Raw genomic sequence first — 16,488 nt, forward strand, 5'->3', positions numbered from 1 at the left:
GATGATGCGAGCATAACGCGGGCCCGGCGTGGCGGGCCCGCGGTCGTGCCTTTTTTAAAGGTGCTCGGCGAGGAAGGTCAACGTGCGGCCGTGCGCGAGCGCCGCCGCGCGCTGGTTGTACGATGCGCGGTCCGAGCAGTTGAAGCCGTGCTCGGCGCCCGGGTACACGTGGAACGACGCATCGCTGTGGCCGGCGAACGCGGCCTTCACCTGGTCGACGGCGGTGAGCGGAATGCCGTGGTCGTTTTCCGCGTAGTGGAACAGGATCGGCTGCTTGACCTGGCCGGCGAGATCGAGCGCGTTGTGGATGCCGCCGCCGTAATAGGACACCGCCGCGTCGAGCTTGCCGGTCGCCGCCGCGCGGTACGCGAGCTGGCCGCCGAAGCAGTAGCCGATCGCGGCGAGCTTGCCGCCCACTTCGGGGCGCGCGCGCAACGCGTCGGCCGCCGCGCCGATGTCCGCGACCGCGAGACCCACGTCGGTCTTCTTCATCAGCTCGATGCCCTTGTCGCGATCCGCGCCGTCGTAGGTCAGCTCGACGCGCGGCTGCGTGCGCCAGAACACGTCCGGCGCGAGCGCGACGAAGCCGTCGGCCGCGTACTGGTCGGCGACCGAACGGATGTGTGCGTTCACGCCGAAGATTTCCTGGATGATGATGACGGCAGGGCCCTTGCCGCGCTTGGGCAGTGCAAGATAGCCGCCGAAGCTGTCGTTACCGGTCGGGATGTCGATCCATTGGGCAGTCACGTTTTGAACTCCTGGCGTACGGGGTGCGCGAGGCGCCCCGGGGAACAAGTAGAGGGCGGCCTAGTGTGCCACCGATCGTCCGGTGCTGCAGCGCGCGCGGCCGCTTCTCGCGCAGCGATCGTTTCGATCTCGATTATTCATTTTTCGGCGCCGCGCCGCTTCGATAGAGTCGATGTTGTCGGCCTTTACAAAGCGCTTTCGCGCATCGTCATCCAAGGATTCGCCATGTCTGCCCGCTCGTTTTCCACGCCCTTTTCCGAACGCTTCGGCCTGCGCTTGCCGCTCGTGCAGGCGCCGATGGTCGGCGCGACCACGACCGCGATGGTCGCGGCCGCGTCGAATGCCGGTGCGCTCGGCAGCCTCGGCGCCGGCGCGCTCGCGCCCGAACGTATCGAAGCCGAAGTCGCCGCGATCCGCGCGGCGACCGATCGCCCGTTCGCGATCAACCTGTTCGTGCTGCCCGATGAAGCCGCGCCCGACGCGGCGACCGTCGCGCGCGCGCTGGCCGCAATCGATCCGCTGAACGCAACGCTCGGCTTGCCGCCGGGCACGGCGCCTGCGCGCTACGCGCCGGATTTCCGCGCGCAGCTCGATGCGCTCGTTGCGCTGCGCGTGCCGGTCGCGAGCTTCACGTTCGGCGTGCTCGACGCGGCCGACGTCGCACGCCTGAAAGCCGCCGGCACGTATGTGATCGGCACCGCGACGCACGTGGCCGAAGGGCTCGCGTGGCAGGCGGCCGGCGCCGACGCGATTTCCGCGCAAGGCGCCGAGGCGGGCGGCCATCGCGGCACCTTCATCGGTTCCGCCGACGATGCGCTGATCGGCACGCTCGCGCTCGTGCCGCAGCTCGTCGACGCGACGGGCCTGCCCGTGCTCGCCGCGGGCGGGATCATGGACGGCCGCGGCATCGCGGCCGTGCTCGCGCTCGGCGCGCAGGGCGCGCAACTCGGCACCGCGTTCCTCACCTGCGCGGAAAGCGCGATCGCGGCGGACTGGAAGGCGCGGCTGCTCGCGAGCGCCGATACGTCGACGCAGGTCACGCGCGCGATCACCGGCCGTCATGCACGCGGGCTGCGCAACGCGTTGATGGCGCGGCTCGGCGAGCACGTCGCGGACGCCGCACCGTATCCGATCCAGAACGCGCTGACCCAGCCGCTGCGCCAGGCCGCCGCGCGCGCGAACGACGGCGACTACCTGTCGCTGTGGGCCGGGCAGGGCGCGCCGCTCGCGCGGCGGCGCGGCGATGCGCTGACGACGTCGCAACTGGTCGCCGCGCTCGACGCGGAATGGCGTGCGGCGGCCGCCTGAACGCTGCTTCATCCGCCAGAACGATCGATACCGGACGACGAAACGCGCGTGGTGTCACGCGCGTTTCATTCAACGATCGCGGGCACAAAATACCGAATCGAAATGCCCTCGCGAATGGGTCGAAACGACCTTTCGAAAGTATGTCGCGAATTAGCGGAAACCCTTATCCGTCGGGGCTTGCAGCGCTATTCGAGTCCTCCTTCCAAAGCGCACATATCGGTAGTGTTACCACTACCCCAAAAAAGTCCCACAAATTAATTTGATCACCTACACTTGCGCGCAAGTACGGGCGGGCGGCCGCTAAAAGCGGCGGTTTTCACGTGCTTGAGGCCAAGTGCATGAACGATGCAACCGGCGAATCGTCCAGTGATTGCAAACACGGGGATGGCAGCGGGGCACCGGGCGATGGCGTTTTTTGGGACCGAACTGGAGACTTACATGAATATCAAGATGCAAAAGCTGTTGCCGATCACCGCAGCGGCGATGCTGTGTGCTGCAGCTGCAAGCAACGCGTGCGCCGATCAAGTCGTCAAGATCGGCCACGTCGCGCCGTTGACGGGCGGCATTGCACACCTGGGCAAGGACAACGAAAACGGCGCGCGTCTCGCAGTCGAGGAGATCAACGCGAAGGGTCTCACGATCGGCGGCCAGAAGATCACGCTGCAACTCGACCCGCAGGATGACGCCGCCGACCCGCGGCAGGCGACGCAGGTTGCGCAGAAGCTCGTCGACGACAAGGTCGTCGCGGTGGTCGGCCACCTGAACTCGGGCACGTCGATCCCGGCCTCGAAGATCTACAGCGATGCGGGCATCGTGCAGATTTCGCCGTCGGCGACCAACCCGGTGTACACGCAGCAAGGTTTCAAGACCACGTACCGCGTGGTGGCGACCGATGCGCAGCAGGGCCCGGCACTGGCGAACTACGCGCACTCGAAGGGCATCAAGAGCGTGGCGGTGGTCGACGATTCGACCGCGTACGGCCAGGGTCTCGCGAACGAGTTCGAGAAGAAGGCGAAGGCGCTCGGCCTGAAGGTGATGTCGCATGACGCGACGAACGACAAGGCGGTCGACTTCCGCGCGATTCTGACCAAGATCAAGGGCGAGAACCCGGACGCGATCATGTACGGCGGCATGGACGCTACCGGCGGCCCGTTCGCGAAGCAGGCGAAGCAGCTCGGCCTGCGCGCGAAGATCTTCGCGGGCGACGGCGTGTGCACGGAGAAGCTGGCCGACCTGGCCGGCGACGCGACCGACAACGTCGTGTGCTCGGAAGCCGGTGCTTCGCTCGAGAAGATGCCCGGCGGCAGCGCGTTCAAGGCGAAGTACGAGAAGCGCTTCGGCCAGCCGATCCAGATCTACGCGCCGTTCACGTATGACGCCGTGTACATCATCGCCGACGCGATGAAGCGCGCGAACTCGGTTGACCCGGCTAAGATCCTCGCGGCGATGCCGGCGACGAAATACACGGGCGTGATCGGCACGACGACCTTCGATTCGAAGGGCGACCTGCAGCACGGCGTGATTTCGCTGTACAACTACAAGAGCGGCAAGAAGTCGCTGCTCGACGAAGTGAAGATGTAACGCGACCAGCGGTCAACAGCAGGGGTGAAAGCGCGCATGCGGCCACGCATGCGCGCTTTCTTTTTGGGCCGGCGTGCGCCGCCGCGCCGTCAGATTTTCAGGTGCGCGAGCACCCTGGGTGCGACGAGCGCGACGAGCGCCGCGCATAGTGCGACGACCGACAGGCCGATCGTCAGGTTCGCGGCCTGCGCGACCGCGCCGATCACGACCGGACCGAACAGCAGCCCGAAATACGCGAGCCCGGCCACGTGCGCGAGCCCTTCGGCCGCATGGATGCCTTTCACGCGCGCGGCGGCCGCGAACAGCACGGGCATCATGTTGGCCAGCCCGAGGCCCATCAGCGTGAAACCCGTCAGCACCGCGACCGGGTTCGGCAGCAGCAGCGCGCCGATCATCCCCGCGCACGCGAGCGACGCACTCGCGAACACGAGCTGCGGCGCGCCGAAGCGGGCGCGCACGGCGTCGCCCGCGAAGCGCGCGATGGCCATCCCGCCCGAGAACGCCGCGTACGCGGCGCTCGCGAGCGCGGGGCTCGCCGCGACGACGTCGCGCATGTAGACCGTCGCCCAGTCGTACATCGCCCCTTCGGCGACCAGCGCGATCAACGCGATGCCGCCGAGCATCCACAACGCGGGCGAGCGCCAGCGGTTGCCGCCGCCGTGTGCCTGTTCGTGATGCGGCACGTGCGGCAGCACGGCCGGGCTCGCGGCCATGAGCACCGCGGCGCACGCTGCCGCCGCGAGCGCGAGATGCGCGACCGGCGCCATGCCGGCCGACAGCAGCGCGCCGCCGGCCGCCGCGCCGGCCATCCCGCCGATGCTGAACATCCCGTGCAGCGACGACATGATCGGCTTGCCGAGTGCGATTTCGACCGCGCTGGCCTCGGCGTTCATCGCGACGTCGAGCGTCGCCATCGAGAAGCCGAACAGCGCGAGCACCGGAAGCAGCATCCAGTAGTCGGGCACGACGAGGATCAGCGCCGCACACGCGGACATCACGAGCCCGCCGGCGAGGCACGCGGTGCGCGAGCCGACGCGCGCGATCCAGCGCGCGATGGTCAGCATCGCGGCGATCGATCCGCCGGCGACGGCGAACAGCGCGATCGACAGCAGCCCGGGGCTCAGCGCGAACTTGTCGCGCACGGTCGGCACGTGCACGCCCCACGACGCGTACATCATGCCGGCGACGAAGAACAGCGCCATCGACGCCGTGCGCGCACGCTGGCGGGCCGGCAGCGGCAGCACGCGATGCGCGTCGGGCGGCGCGGCGAACGGGGACGACGATTCGGGGGAGGAGGATTCGGACACGGGGAGGCTCGCCAGGAAAATGCGCGGGCGCACACGGTGCCCGTCGGATTTGTCCGATTCTATCGAACCGCTTACGTTCTTGCCGGGCGATGGCCGTTCGGTCGATGCGCGGGCGATCGGGCCATCCCGAGGCGGCGGTTCGGCGTCGCATCGGCCGTTCGGCCGATGCGCAACGTGCGGCGAGCGCGGGTAACATCGAAGCGATGCCCGCCGCGCCGCCTTTCGACCGCAGGAGTTCCGCTTGAACATCGATCCCGCCTTCGCCTTGCATCTGCTGCACCGCTGCGCGCTCGGCACGCTCGCCACTCATGCGCGCGAACCGCAGGGCTTCCCGTATCCGACGGTCGTGCCGTTTGCGCCCGATGCAAGCCATCGGCCCGTGATCCTGGTGAGCGGCCTGGCCGAGCATACGCGCAATCTCGCCGCCGATCCGCGTGCGGGTTTCCTCGTCGTCGATGCGAGCGGCGGCGAGGTCCTGAATGCCGAGCGCGCGACGCTGCTGGGCCGGTTCGTGCCGCTCGGCGACGATCCGCACGTCACCGCGCGTTACCTGCGCTACGAACCGGACGCCGCGCGCTATCTCGCGCTCGGCGATTTCGCGTTCTGGGCGCTCGAGATCGAGCGGCTGCGCTATATCGGCGGGTTCGGCCGGATGGGTTGGGTCGACGGCACGCATCTCGATGCGCTGCCGCCGCTCGCATTCGACGACGAACAGGCGCTGTGGCGCGCATACGAGACGAGCGACGCACACCGCGACGGGCTCGACCTGCTCGGCGTCGATCGCCACGGCGCGGACTGGCGATGCGACGGGCGCCGCGTGCGCACGCCGTTCGAGTCGCCTTCGGCCGATGCCGGTGCGCTGCACGAGCGATTGATCGCCTGCGCAAAGGATGTGACGTGACGTCACGGGTCAGGGATTTGTCCGTTTAGCAAACTGCGTCATGTGGTTTTTGCAAAACTGTCGTCCGATGAAAGCTTTGATTTTCTTGAATGCAGGGTAATTGCGTATGTTGATAGACCGAATAGTCGATCGCTAATGTCCTAATCTCTATGCAGGAGCGTAAAAATTTGAGAAAAGGCCGCGGCCGGTCAAAATGACATGTGCGAATACCAATTGGCCTCGGGATTTTCATGAATCTCGCTTCTATCAAATCTTTTTTGTGCTAATCTCTGCCTTCGAAAATCCGAGGCACATATATTTCATGAATGGTGAGCCGGCTGCAGACCGGCGCCATTGGTCAGATAGATAGAAAGGGAAACTATGTCTTCTTACAAGGACCTGCTGGCCCAGCGGGAGAAGCTGGAGAAGCAAATCGAAGAAGCGAAGTCGCGTGAATACGCTGAAGTGCTGAATGACGTGAAGCAGAAAATTGCCGACTACGGCTTTTCGCTCGCCGAACTCGGTCTCAGCCGCGCGAAGGCCGGCAAGGTTGGTCGTCCGCGCGCAGGCGTGGCGGCGAAATACCGTGACCCGGAAACGGGCGCGACGTGGTCGGGTCGTGGCAAGCCGCCGCGCTGGATCGCCGGCAAGAACCGCGATCAGTTTGCGATTTAAACGTTCGTTTAAGTTGCCTGCTCTTCAAGAGAGCCGCGTGTCCGTCGAGGAGCGCGGCTTTTTTGTTTCAGGATACCGGCAGAGCCCTGCCGCGCCGTCATGAAAATGTAAGCATGTGTCGCGTGAATGAAAATGCGACACGTTCGCATAAGCGATTGATTTAAATGAGAAATTTGTGGGTATTGGAAGGGCTCGCAGGGCGCCTTTGATAGAATTACGACTCGCACACCGATATCTCATATTTCATGTCCACGTTTTCCGGCGACGCGCAGAGCGCGGATAAGCACGCAGTTGCGCGCAAGAGCACGCTCGTCAGTATTGTGCTGAATGTCGTGCTTGCGACATTTCAGATCGTCGTTGGCGTGATTGCGCATTCGCAGGCATTGATTGCCGACGGTGTGCATTCGATTTCCGATTTGATCTCGGATTTTGTCGTGCTGGTTGCGAATCGGCATAGCGGCGCATCGCCGGATGCCGACCACAATTACGGCCATAGCCGCTACGAGACGGTCGCGTCGCTGTTTCTCGGCGCGATCCTGATTGCTGTCGGTATCGGCATGCTCTGGCGCGCCGGCGACCGTCTCGTTAATCTCGAAAACATTCCGGCCGTGCATTTTTCCGCGCTGATCGTTGCGCTGACGGTGCTCGTGTCGAAGGAAGCGTTGTTCCGCTACATGCTGCGCGAAGCGCGGCGCGTGCGCTCGGCGATGCTCGTCGCCAACGCGTGGCATGCGCGTTCGGATGCCGCGTCGTCGCTCGTCGTCGCGATCGGCATCGTCGGCAGCCTGGCCGGTGTACGGCTGCTCGACCCGATCGCGGCGGCGATCGTCGGCTTCATGGTCGCGCGCATGGGCTGGACGTTCGGCTATGACGCGTTGCAGGACCTCTCCGACCGCGCGCTCGATACGGCCGACACGGCCGAGATCCGCGCGCTGCTCGCCGCGACGCCCGGCGTGCGCGACGTGCACGACCTGCGCACGCGCAAGATGGGCGATGCCGCGCTCGTCGATGCGCACATCCTCGTCGATCCGAAGATCTCCGTCTCCGAAGGGCATTACATCGCCGAGACCGCGCGGGCGCGCGTGCTGTCCGACCCGCGCGTGCTCGATGCGCTGATCCATGTCGACCCCGAGAACGACGCGGCGCGCCGTCCGGCGCTCGCGCTGCCGCCGCGCGGCGAGCTCGCGGCCCGGCTCGAGGCCGCGCTCGCGCAGCGCGGGTTGCACGCGGCGGCGATCAATCTGCATTACCTGAGTACGGGGCTCGAGGTCGACGTGACGCTCGACAGCGACCCGCGAGACGCCGATGCGACGCTGGCCGGTCGGCTCGACGTCGAGACGCTGAAGCGCGAGTTCGGTGCGCGCCGGATCGGCTTCACGCGCACGCTGCCCGTGCAGACGTGACCGGCAGCCGGCAGCCGCGAACGCGGCCGGCCGCAGGGGTGGGGCTGCGCGTTACAGCGGCAGTTGCGTGTCGAACTTGATTTCGCGCAGCACGACGCTCGTGCGCACCTGCGACACGGCCGGAATCTTGAAGATGCGTTCGTGCAGGAACACGTCGTAGGCTTTGATGTCCGGCGCGACGATCTTGAGGATGTAATCGGCTTCGCCGGTCGTGCTGTAGCACTCGGTGACTTCCGGGCAGGTCGCGATCTCGCGCTCGAACTGCTCGACGCCGCCTTCGTTGTGGCGCGTCAGGTGCACGTGCGCGAGCGCGCAGACGTGCAGGCCGAGCTTCTCGCGATCGAGCAGCGCCGTGTAGCGCTGGATCACGCCCGACTGTTCCATGTCCTTGATGCGGCGCCAGCACGGTGTGCTCGACAGCCCGACCTGGTCGGAGATTTCCTGAACGGAACGGCGCGCGTCGAGCTGCAACAGGCGAAGGATTTTTTGCGAAAAGGAATCGAGCGTCACCTGCGCCTCCATGCGGCAGCTACAACACGCTGAATGTTAGAGGGCCGGGAAAGGAAAGGCAATCTGGCGACGCGCTGTTGAGCGAGATTCGCTAATTTGCTCGCGGATCCGTGGGATTTTGTCCCGCCCCCGCGCTATCCGACCGATCGGTATCCGACACGGCCAGGCCCGCGAGCGCGGCCTGCTGACGGCGCAGGTCGGCGAGCATGTTGCAGAACAGCGCGCCTTGCTCGATCGCGTCGTCGAGCGCGACGTGCGTGTGCGGATGATCGTCGAACCAGTGCTTCGGAAAGCGCGGCTTGATCGCCTTGCGGTACGGCAGGCCCGTCATCGCGAACGCGAGCGTCTTGATGTCGAGCGCCGACCACGAGAACGGGCAGCGCCCCGCGAAACGCATCATGTACCAGAACATGAACGTGAAGTCGAAGCCGGCCGGCATCGCGACGAACACCGGCTTGCCGGGCAGCGCCTCGACCCATTCGACGTAGGCGACCAGCGCCGTCTCGGGCGTCTGCAGGTCGCGCCGGCATGCGGCCCACGCTTCGGGTTCGGTTTTCCACCAGGCTTCCTGCACCGGGTGCGCGTGCGCACCGGGCAGGGTCTCGAGGTTTGCCGAGAACGTCGCGATCAGTTGCTTGTCCTCGGTATAGGCGGCCGACGCGAAGCTCAGCATCGAGTGCGGGCCGGGAATCGGGCCGTCGGCTTCGACGTCGGTGCTGACGTAAATTTCCGGGATGGCGGTCTGATTCATCCGAATACCTTGTCGGACACGAACGGGTTCGTGCGGCGCTCGTCACCGAACGTCGACACCGGGCCATGACCGGGCACGAACGTGACGTCGTCGCCGAGCGGCCACAGCTTTTCCTTGATCGAACGGACGAGATCCTCGTGATTGCCGCGCGGGAAATCGGTCCGGCCGATCGAGCCCGCGAACAGCACGTCGCCGACGATCGCGACGCGATGCGCGCGGCTGAAGAACACGACGTGGCCGGGCGTGTGACCCGGGCAGTGATAGACCTCGAGCGTCTCGTCGCCGAACTGCACGATGTCGCCGTCGTTCAGCCACCGGTCGGGCTCGAAGCTGTCGGCGGCCGGAAAGCCGAAGCGTTCGCTCTGCATCGGAAGCTTCTCGATCCAGAAGCGTTCGTCTTCCTGGGGCCCCTCGATCGGCACGCCGTAGCGCGTCGCGAGCGTCTTCGCGCCCGCACAGTGATCGATGTGCCCGTGCGTGAGCAGCACCTTCTCGACCTGCACGTTCTGCCGCGCGACTTCCTGTTCGATCCGGTCGAGATCGCCGCCCGGATCGACGACGGCGGCGCGGCCCGTCTTCTCGCAGACGAGCAGCGAGCAGTTCTGCTGGAATGGCGTGACCGGAATGAGCGTGACTTTCATGGAGGCACCGGCGGCTAAAAGGAGCGATTGTACCGGTCGCGCGCGCCGCCTGCCGTGCGTGCGACGCATGCCGCGGCGCGTGGATGAGGGCATTCCCGGAGCATGCCGATTGTTACAGCCATAGCGAGAATCAATGGTCCGCCGGGGGCGCTTTTCGAGACAAGGTTTTGATTTATGTATAATGCGCCCCATTGCGCGTGAATTTCACGCAATTCGCTGGTGTTTCGGCCCTGTTAAATAAGGCATCCGATTCACCGTCAAGCATCGGCCGCCGGGGGAGTCCGGCGGTGTATCCAGCACCGAGCATTCGGTGCTCACGTCTTGTCCGGCCGGGTGCTGCGCGCCCGCTTGCGGCCCAGCTGCCGCGCCGCCGGATGAGGCCTGTGCCGCCGTTCCTGTGCGTTGGTCGTATCGACGCGCGCGAACGTGAAGCCATGTTCGATGGCGGCATGTGGGGTCTGGTCAGGCTGTTGGGGACAGGTTGCGCCAGACGTGAAAGCTAATCAGGACGGTTGCGGCCTAGACGAACGCCGCGCCCATGCTAGCCGCCTGCTCGCACTCGAGCGGGGCGTGCACGCATTTGCCGTCCGGGCCGCATCTCTGCGTTGTGAAGCAGCGTTGTATCGATGCGGCCCGAACCAGAAGGCGACACGTCGATGAATTTACGTTTTCCGAGCCGATTCGGAACCATTGCATTATTTTTTGCGCTGACGGGCTGTGCGGTGCCACCCAGCCAGACCACCGGCAGCGTGAGCCAGAAGAAGGCGGTCGACAGGACGGCCGCTGCAGCGAAGGCGGACGACGACAAGCAGCCGCTCAATTTCGATTCCGCGCTGGCGTCGATGCCGGCTGCCGACAGCAAGGACGCGAAGAAGTCGTCGCTGGCGGACGCCGAGCCGATCGACGGCAAGGACGTGTCCGATTTCCGCCAGACCGGTCGCGCATCGTGGTACGGGCGGGATTTCCACGGCCGCCGCACCGCGAACGGCGAGCGCTTCAACATGAACGCGTTCACCGCCGCGCACCGCACGCTGCCGCTGTCGTCGTACATCAAGGTGACGAACGCATCGACCGGCAAGTGGGTCGTCGTGAAGGTCAACGATCGCGGGCCGTTCAAGCGTGGCCGCGTGCTCGACCTGTCGTATGCGGCGGCCAAGGTGATCGGCCTCGTGCACGCCGGCACGGGCCGCGTGAAGATCGAAGGGCTGTCGCCGCAGGAAGCGCGCGAGGCGCGCGACGAAATGTTCGCGTCGATCTCGGCGAAGTAACGCGGCGGATCGTCCGCTCATGCACAAAGGGCTGCCTTCCGGCAGCCCTTTGTCGTTTCCGCGCGCCGGCGTCGCGCGTCAGCCTTCCTTCAGCGCGAGCGCACGCGCATACAGCGTGTTGCGCGATGCACCCGTGAGCGCGGCCGCGAGCTTGGCCGCGCTCTTCACCGGCACTTCTTCCAGCAGCAGCCTGAGCAGCGCGTCGTGCGCGGTATCGTCGGCTTCGCCGCTTGCCGCCGGCGCGCCTTCGACGACCAGCACGAACTCGCCGCGCTGCCGGTTCGCATCGCCCGCGAGCCAGCTCTGTCCTTCGGCCAGGGTGCCCTGGAACAACTGCTCGTGTAGCTTGGTGAGCTCGCGCGCGATCAGCAGCCGGCGCGCGGGGCCGAACGCGTCGGCGAGCGCGGCGACGGTCTCGGCGATCCGGTGCGGCGCTTCGTAGAACACCAGCGCGTACGGGTGCGACGCCAGCGCCTGCAGTGCGGTCGCGCGCTGTTTCGCCTTCGGCGGCAGGAAGCCCGCGAACGTGAATGCGCCGGCCCAGTCGCCGGCCACGCTCAGCGCGGTCACGGCAGCGCTCGGGCCCGGCAGCGGAACCACCGTGAAGCCGGCGGCACGCACGGCGTCGACGAGTCGCGCGCCGGGGTCCGAAATGCCGGGCGTGCCGGCGTCCGACACGTAGGCCACGCGTTCGCCGCCACGCAGCAGTTCGATCACGCGCTGCGCGGCTTCGCGTTCGTTGTGCTCGTGCACGGCGACGAGCGGTTTCGAGATCCCGTAGCGGGCGAGCAGTTGGCCCGTATTGCGGGTGTCTTCGGCAGCGATGCGGTCGGCGAGGCCGAGCACGTGCAGCGCGCGCAGCGTGATGTCGGCCGTATTGCCGATCGGCGTGGCGACCACGTAGAGCGCGGCGTCCGGGTAGTGCTGCGTAGGCGCGAGTTCGAGGAGGGCAGTCATGGCAGGCAAGGCACGCAATCGCGGCACGAGCGGAACAAGGACGGCATTGTGCCACGCGGCGCCGGCCCGGCCGGATGGCGCGCGCGGTCGGCCGCATTCGGGCGACAACTTTTCCGGCGCGGCGCGATCCAAACCGGTCGGCGCGGCGTTCGAGCAGCGCGCGCGGCAGTTTCTCGAGCGCCGCGGTCTCGGGTTCGTCGCCGCGAACGTGACGATGCGCGGCGGTGAGCTCGATCTCGTGATGCGCGAGCCCGACGGCATGCTCGTGTTCGTCGAAGTGCGCGCGCGGCGCAGCACCCGGCATGGCGGTGCGGCCGCGAGCGTCGGCTGGCGCAAGCGGCGGCGTCTGGTCGCGGCCGCGTTGCAGTTCTGGTCGCGGCACGGCGCCGGCGCCGCATGCCGTTTCGACGTCGTCGCGTTCGAGGCCGGGCGGCTCGCGTGGTTGCGCGACGCATTTCGTACCGACGACGCGTAGCCGCGAGCTGTGACGAGATGTAAAGAGTTCTTGCCGGACCCCCGGAGAGGGCGCCGGAGTACGGTAAACTCGCCGCACCCACGATGTCGCGCGAGTTGTGCCGCGCGCCCAGTTCACCAGGAATCGATGTCAGTCGAACGTATTCAGCAACAATTCCGCGACAGCGCCGCGCTTCACGCCGAAGCGGCCGACACGCTGTCGCTGCCGATCGCAGCCGCGGTCGATGCGATGTTCGCCGCACTGGCGAACGGCAACAAGATCGTCGCATGCGGCGACGGCCCGTCGGCCGCCGCCGCGCAATACCTCGCCGCGTCGCTCGTCGGCGGTTTCGAGCGCGAGCGTCCGGGCTTGCCCGCGATCGCGCTGGCCACCGACGCGTCGCAGGCCGGCCTCGCGGGCGCCGCGGCCGTCGAGCAGTTGTTCGCGCAGCAGGTGCGCGTGCTGGGCCAGACGGGCGACATCCTGCTGGTGCTCGACGCGGGCGGCGCATCGCCGCGCGTGCTCGCGGCGATCGACGAGGCGCACGAGCGCGAGATGACCGTCGTCGCATTGACGGGCGGCAACGACCACACGGTCGCGGCCGCGCTGTCCGACACCGATATTCCGATCAGCGTGCCCGCCGTTCGCGCGGCGCGCATCCACGAAGTCCATCTGCTGACCATCCACTGCCTGTGCGACGGCATCGACGCGATGCTGCTGGGTGAGGATTGAACGAAGGAGAGCCGTCGATGAATCAAAGCCGCGTCAAACAGACGCTCGTCAGAACCACGCTGCTCGCCGCGCTGACGGCGGGCCTCGCCGTGTCGCTGCAGGGTTGTGTGCTCGGAGTCGTGGGCGCTGCGGCGGGCGGCGGCGCGCTGATCGCGACCGATCGCCGTACGCTCGGCGCGCAGACGGAGGATCGCGAGATCCAGGTCAAGTCGCTCACGCAGATCAACAACGGGCTGCCGGACCAGTCGCACGTGAACGTGACGGTGTTCAACCGTCGCGTGCTGCTGACGGGCGAAGTGCCGAACGATGCGTCGAAGCAGCGCGCCGAGGAAATCGTGCGCGGCATCAACAACGTGAACGGCATCGTCAACGAGCTGTCGGTCGAGCCGGCGTCGTCGCTGTCGTCGCGCGCGAACGACTCGTACCTCGAAGGGCGCGTGAAGTCGGAGCTGATCGCGACGAAGGGCATCTCGGCGAACTACTACAAGGTCGTCGCCGAACGCGGCAATCTTTACCTGATGGGCCTCGTGACGGTGGATGAAGGCAATCGCGGTGCGGAAGCCGCGAGCCAGGTGCCGGGCGTCGAGAAGGTCGTGAAGGTGTTCCAGTACGTGAAGCCGCAGGACGCGCAGGCGCTGCAGGACGCGTCGCCGGCGAGCGGCGCATCCGGCGCGCAGGCGGCTGCCGCACCGGCGGACAGCGCGACGGTCGGCGCGGTGCCCGACGCATCGGTGCAGTCCGCGCCGCTGCAGCCGCCCGCGCCGATCTCGAATTCGTCGAGCGTGCATCCGGGCAATCCGAAGGCGAAGGCGCAATGACGGGCATGCGGATGAAGCAGATGAAACGATGGATGGTGCAGGGCGCCGCGGCTGCGGCGCTCGCGGCCGGCACGCTGGGCGTCGCGCATGCGGACGTCGGCGACGGCCTGAAGGTGGCCCGCAGCAACGCGTGCATGGGCTGCCACGCGGTGGACCGCAAGCTCGTCGGCCCGTCGTTCAAGGATATCGCCGCGCGCTACAAGTCCGATCCGCAGGCCGTGGCCAAGCTGTCGAAGAAGGTGAAGGACGGCGGCTCGGGTGTCTGGGGTGCGATTCCGATGCCGGCGCATCCGCGCATGAGCGACGCAGACGTCCGTTCGGTGGTCGAATGGGTGCTGGCGGGGGCGCCGTCGAAGTAACGCGTCGGGGTGACGTAACCCCTATTGCCAAGCGCGGAAATGCGTGTGTATGATGATCGACTGTTGGGGCGGTAGCTCAGCTGGGAGAGCGTCGCGTTCGCAATGCGAAGGTCGGGAGTTCGATCCTCCTCCGCTCCACCAACGGACTTCGAAGGGCTTGATCGCAAGATCAAGCCCTTTTTGTTTTTGCGGAACCGCTGATCGACCCGCCAGGTCGCCAACTCGCGGATCGCCCTGAACGCCAACACCGACAACACAGCGAATCCCGCCGTAATAACCGCGAGCACCACGGTTCTTTTCCGCAGCACCACGCGGAGGGCGGTCGACAGCCCGCAGAACGTGCAGGTCAGGATGACGATCCACCCCAGCGCCGCATAGCCCGCACCGCCTTCGAAATTCGATACGTTCCGCGTGATCCGGGGCGCGACATAGCCAGCGACGGTCATGCTCCCGGCCAGACACGGCACCGAATACAGCACGAAGACGATGATCTGCCGCAGTGTCGGACCGGATGCCGTCATGGAGCGCGTTCTGTTGCCGATGGATGGAAGCGCCCGACCGCCGACCGCGCGGGCCGATTCGGGCAGCCGGCCGAATGCGGCCGTTTTCCGCGTTCGGCAGCCGCCCCTTCAGCCCGCTCTACACCCGCCCGAAACTCGGCCGCTTCGGATCATACGTCCACCCCGGCACCAGATAACGCATCGCGACCGCATCGTCGCGCGCGGTGCCGCCCACCTCGTTGTACAGCGCATGCGCGGCCTCGACCTGCGCCATGTCCAGTTCGATGCCGAGCCCCGGCCGTTCCGGCACGGCCACTTTGCCGCCGACGATCGCGAGCGGCTCGCGGGTGAGCCGCGCGTCGCCTTCCTGCCAGATCCAGTGTGTATCGATCGCGGTGATCGTGCCGGGCGCGGCCGCTGCCGCATGCGTGAACATCGCGAGCGACACGTCGAAGTGGTTGTTCGAGTGCGATCCCCACGTGAGCCCCCAGTCGCGGCACAGTTGCGCGAGCCGCACCGAGCCCTGCATCGTCCAGAAATGCGGATCGGCGAGCGGAATGTCGACCGCCTGCAGCCGCACCGCATGATCCATCTGCCGCCAGTCGGTCGCGATCATGTTGGTGGCGGTCGGAATCCCCGTCGCGCGGCGGAATTCGGCCATTACCTCGCGGCCCGAATAGCCGCCTTCCGGCCCGCAAGGATCTTCCGCATACGCGAGCAGGTGGCCTTGCCCGCGGCACAGCGCGACGGCCTCGTCGAGCGACCACGCGCCGTTCGGGTCGAGCGTCGCGCGCGCGGCGGGAAAGCGTGCCTTGATCGCCGCGATCGCTTCCATCTCGTCGGCGCCGGCCATTACGCCGCCCTTCAGCTTGAAATCGGCGAAACCGTAGCGCTCGACCGCGGCTTCGGCCTGCCGCGCGATCGCGGCCGGCGTGAGCGCCGCTTCGTTGCGCAGCCGGAACCACGGGTCCGACGCCTGCGCTTCGTCGCGATACGGCAGATCGGTGCGGCGCCGGTCGCCAAGGTAGAACAAATACGCGAGCATCGGCACCGCGTCGCGCTGCTGGCCTTCACCGAGCAGCGCCGCGACCGGCACGTCGAGGTGCTGGCCGAGCAGGTCGAGCAGCGCGGCTTCGATCGCGGTGATCACGTTGTCGAGCCGCAGGTTGATCTCGTGCGGCTGACGCAGCACCGCCGCCTCGCCGGCCGACGTCACTTCGTGGCGGATCGTGCGCCCGGCGCCGGCGCCGCCCGCACCGGACAGCGCCGCGCGCACCGCGTTGAGCGTTGCCTGGTAGCGTCCGATCGACTGCCCGACCACGAGATCCGTCATGCGCTCGAGCGCGTAGCGGATGCCTTCGCCGCCCGGCACTTCGCCGACGCCCGTATGCCCGCTGCTGTCGGCGAGGATCACGAGGTTGCGCGTGAAGTACGGCGCGTGTGCGCCGCACAGATTGAGCAGCATGCTGTCGCGGCCGGCGACGGGAATCACCTGCATGCGGGTGACGCGCGGGGTGCCGGCACGGCTGGGTTCGGACATCGATTCGCTCCTGGTTCCGGTGGCGTGCGGGCAGCCGGACGCGCCGGTGCGGCCCGC

The 16,488-nt window shown here is 67.0% G+C and carries 17 protein-coding genes and 1 tRNA gene; 11 read left to right on the forward strand and 7 right to left on the reverse strand.

Annotated elements, in window-relative coordinates; all coding sequences use genetic code 11:
* Positions 1 to 54: 54 nt before the first annotated feature.
* On the reverse strand, positions 55 to 747 hold the full coding sequence (locus WS89_RS07845; protein ID WP_059790367.1) for a dienelactone hydrolase family protein: 693 nt from the start codon (positions 745 to 747) through the stop codon (positions 55 to 57).
* A gap of 225 nt (positions 748 to 972) precedes the next feature.
* On the opposite strand from WS89_RS07845, the gene WS89_RS07850 reads away from it, so the two are divergent.
* Together WS89_RS07850 and WS89_RS07855 are read left to right on the forward strand one after the other, a co-directional pair.
* Complete coding sequence (locus WS89_RS07850) at positions 973 to 2,055, forward strand: NAD(P)H-dependent flavin oxidoreductase (protein ID WP_059790370.1); 1,083 nt, start codon at positions 973 to 975, stop codon at positions 2,053 to 2,055.
* Positions 2,056 to 2,493: 438 nt separating this feature from the next.
* Positions 2,494 to 3,636, forward strand: a complete 1,143-nt coding sequence (locus tag WS89_RS07855) for a branched-chain amino acid ABC transporter substrate-binding protein (RefSeq protein ID WP_059503402.1) — start codon at positions 2,494 to 2,496, stop codon at positions 3,634 to 3,636.
* A gap of 89 nt (positions 3,637 to 3,725) precedes the next feature.
* Here WS89_RS07855 and WS89_RS07860 read toward each other — a convergent pair whose 3' ends face one another.
* The gene (locus WS89_RS07860; protein WP_059790411.1) at positions 3,726 to 4,943 is read right to left on the reverse strand and encodes an MFS transporter; all 1,218 of its coding nucleotides are present in this window, start codon (positions 4,941 to 4,943) and stop codon (positions 3,726 to 3,728) included.
* A 241-nt stretch (positions 4,944 to 5,184) separates the two neighbouring features.
* Here WS89_RS07860 and WS89_RS07865 point away from each other — a divergent pair, with 241 nt between their 5' ends.
* The 3 genes from WS89_RS07865 to WS89_RS07875 all read left to right on the forward strand — a co-directional run bounded on the left by WS89_RS07865 (position 5,185) and on the right by WS89_RS07875 (position 7,901).
* Positions 5,185 to 5,844, forward strand: a complete 660-nt coding sequence (locus WS89_RS07865) for a HugZ family pyridoxamine 5'-phosphate oxidase (protein ID WP_059790372.1) — start codon at positions 5,185 to 5,187, stop codon at positions 5,842 to 5,844.
* A gap of 360 nt (positions 5,845 to 6,204) precedes the next feature.
* Positions 6,205 to 6,498, forward strand: a complete 294-nt coding sequence (locus tag WS89_RS07870; protein ID WP_034209561.1) for an H-NS histone family protein — start codon at positions 6,205 to 6,207, stop codon at positions 6,496 to 6,498.
* Positions 6,499 to 6,743: 245 nt separating this feature from the next.
* Positions 6,744 to 7,901 (forward strand): cation diffusion facilitator family transporter, encoded by a 1,158-nt coding sequence (locus tag WS89_RS07875; protein ID WP_059503316.1) that lies wholly within the window; start codon positions 6,744 to 6,746, stop codon positions 7,899 to 7,901.
* 51 nt (positions 7,902 to 7,952) lie between these two features.
* On the opposite strand, the gene WS89_RS07880 is transcribed toward WS89_RS07875, so the two are convergent.
* From WS89_RS07880 to WS89_RS07890, 3 genes are all read right to left on the reverse strand, one after another.
* Positions 7,953 to 8,423, reverse strand: a complete 471-nt coding sequence (locus WS89_RS07880; RefSeq protein ID WP_006477376.1) for an Lrp/AsnC family transcriptional regulator — start codon at positions 8,421 to 8,423, stop codon at positions 7,953 to 7,955.
* A 79-nt stretch (positions 8,424 to 8,502) separates the two neighbouring features.
* Positions 8,503 to 9,162 (reverse strand): hypothetical protein, encoded by a 660-nt coding sequence (locus WS89_RS07885; protein ID WP_059503317.1) that lies wholly within the window; start codon positions 9,160 to 9,162, stop codon positions 8,503 to 8,505.
* Positions 9,159 to 9,803, reverse strand: coding sequence for an MBL fold metallo-hydrolase (locus tag WS89_RS07890; RefSeq protein WP_059790374.1), 645 nt, complete (start codon positions 9,801 to 9,803; stop codon positions 9,159 to 9,161). Before WS89_RS07890 ends, WS89_RS07885 begins: the two co-directional genes overlap by 4 nt.
* A 656-nt stretch (positions 9,804 to 10,459) precedes the next feature.
* Here WS89_RS07890 and WS89_RS07895 point away from each other — a divergent pair.
* Positions 10,460 to 11,071, forward strand: coding sequence for a septal ring lytic transglycosylase RlpA family protein (locus WS89_RS07895; protein ID WP_059790412.1), 612 nt, complete (start codon positions 10,460 to 10,462; stop codon positions 11,069 to 11,071).
* Between the two features lie 78 nt (positions 11,072 to 11,149).
* Here the strand turns inward: WS89_RS07895 and rsmI are convergent, their stop codons facing one another.
* A complete protein-coding gene (gene rsmI, locus WS89_RS07900) occupies positions 11,150 to 12,028 on the reverse strand; it encodes a 16S rRNA (cytidine(1402)-2'-O)-methyltransferase (RefSeq protein ID WP_059790376.1) in 879 nt (292 codons plus the stop codon).
* A gap of 46 nt (positions 12,029 to 12,074) precedes the next feature.
* On the opposite strand from rsmI, the gene WS89_RS07905 reads away from it, so the two are divergent.
* The 5 genes from WS89_RS07905 (at position 12,075) to WS89_RS07925 (ending at position 14,532) form a co-directional block, all read left to right on the forward strand.
* Entirely contained in the window at positions 12,075 to 12,503 is a 429-nt protein-coding gene (locus WS89_RS07905; protein ID WP_179949298.1) for a YraN family protein, read from the forward strand.
* 126 nt (positions 12,504 to 12,629) lie between these two features.
* Positions 12,630 to 13,214 carry an SIS domain-containing protein gene (locus tag WS89_RS07910; RefSeq protein WP_059790377.1) on the forward strand — a complete coding sequence of 195 codons (585 nt, stop codon included), beginning with the start codon at positions 12,630 to 12,632 and terminating at the stop codon, positions 13,212 to 13,214.
* Between the two features lie 17 nt (positions 13,215 to 13,231).
* The gene (locus tag WS89_RS07915; protein WP_059503406.1) at positions 13,232 to 14,032 is read left to right on the forward strand and encodes a BON domain-containing protein; all 801 of its coding nucleotides are present in this window, start codon (positions 13,232 to 13,234) and stop codon (positions 14,030 to 14,032) included.
* The gene (locus WS89_RS07920) at positions 14,029 to 14,391 is read left to right on the forward strand and encodes a c-type cytochrome (RefSeq protein WP_059790379.1); all 363 of its coding nucleotides are present in this window, start codon (positions 14,029 to 14,031) and stop codon (positions 14,389 to 14,391) included. The genes WS89_RS07915 and WS89_RS07920 overlap by 4 nt, the downstream gene beginning before the upstream one ends.
* Positions 14,392 to 14,456: 65 nt before the next feature.
* Positions 14,457 to 14,532 (forward strand) — tRNA-Ala (locus WS89_RS07925).
* Positions 14,533 to 15,030: 498 nt separating this feature from the next.
* Here the strand turns inward: WS89_RS07925 and WS89_RS07930 are convergent.
* Entirely contained in the window at positions 15,031 to 16,431 is a 1,401-nt protein-coding gene (locus WS89_RS07930; RefSeq protein ID WP_059790415.1) for an enolase C-terminal domain-like protein, read from the reverse strand.
* Positions 16,432 to 16,488 lie beyond the last annotated feature (57 nt).

The sequence above is a fragment of the Burkholderia sp. MSMB1072 genome, from assembly GCF_001524725.1.
Taxonomy (GTDB): Bacteria; Pseudomonadota; Gammaproteobacteria; order Burkholderiales; family Burkholderiaceae; genus Burkholderia.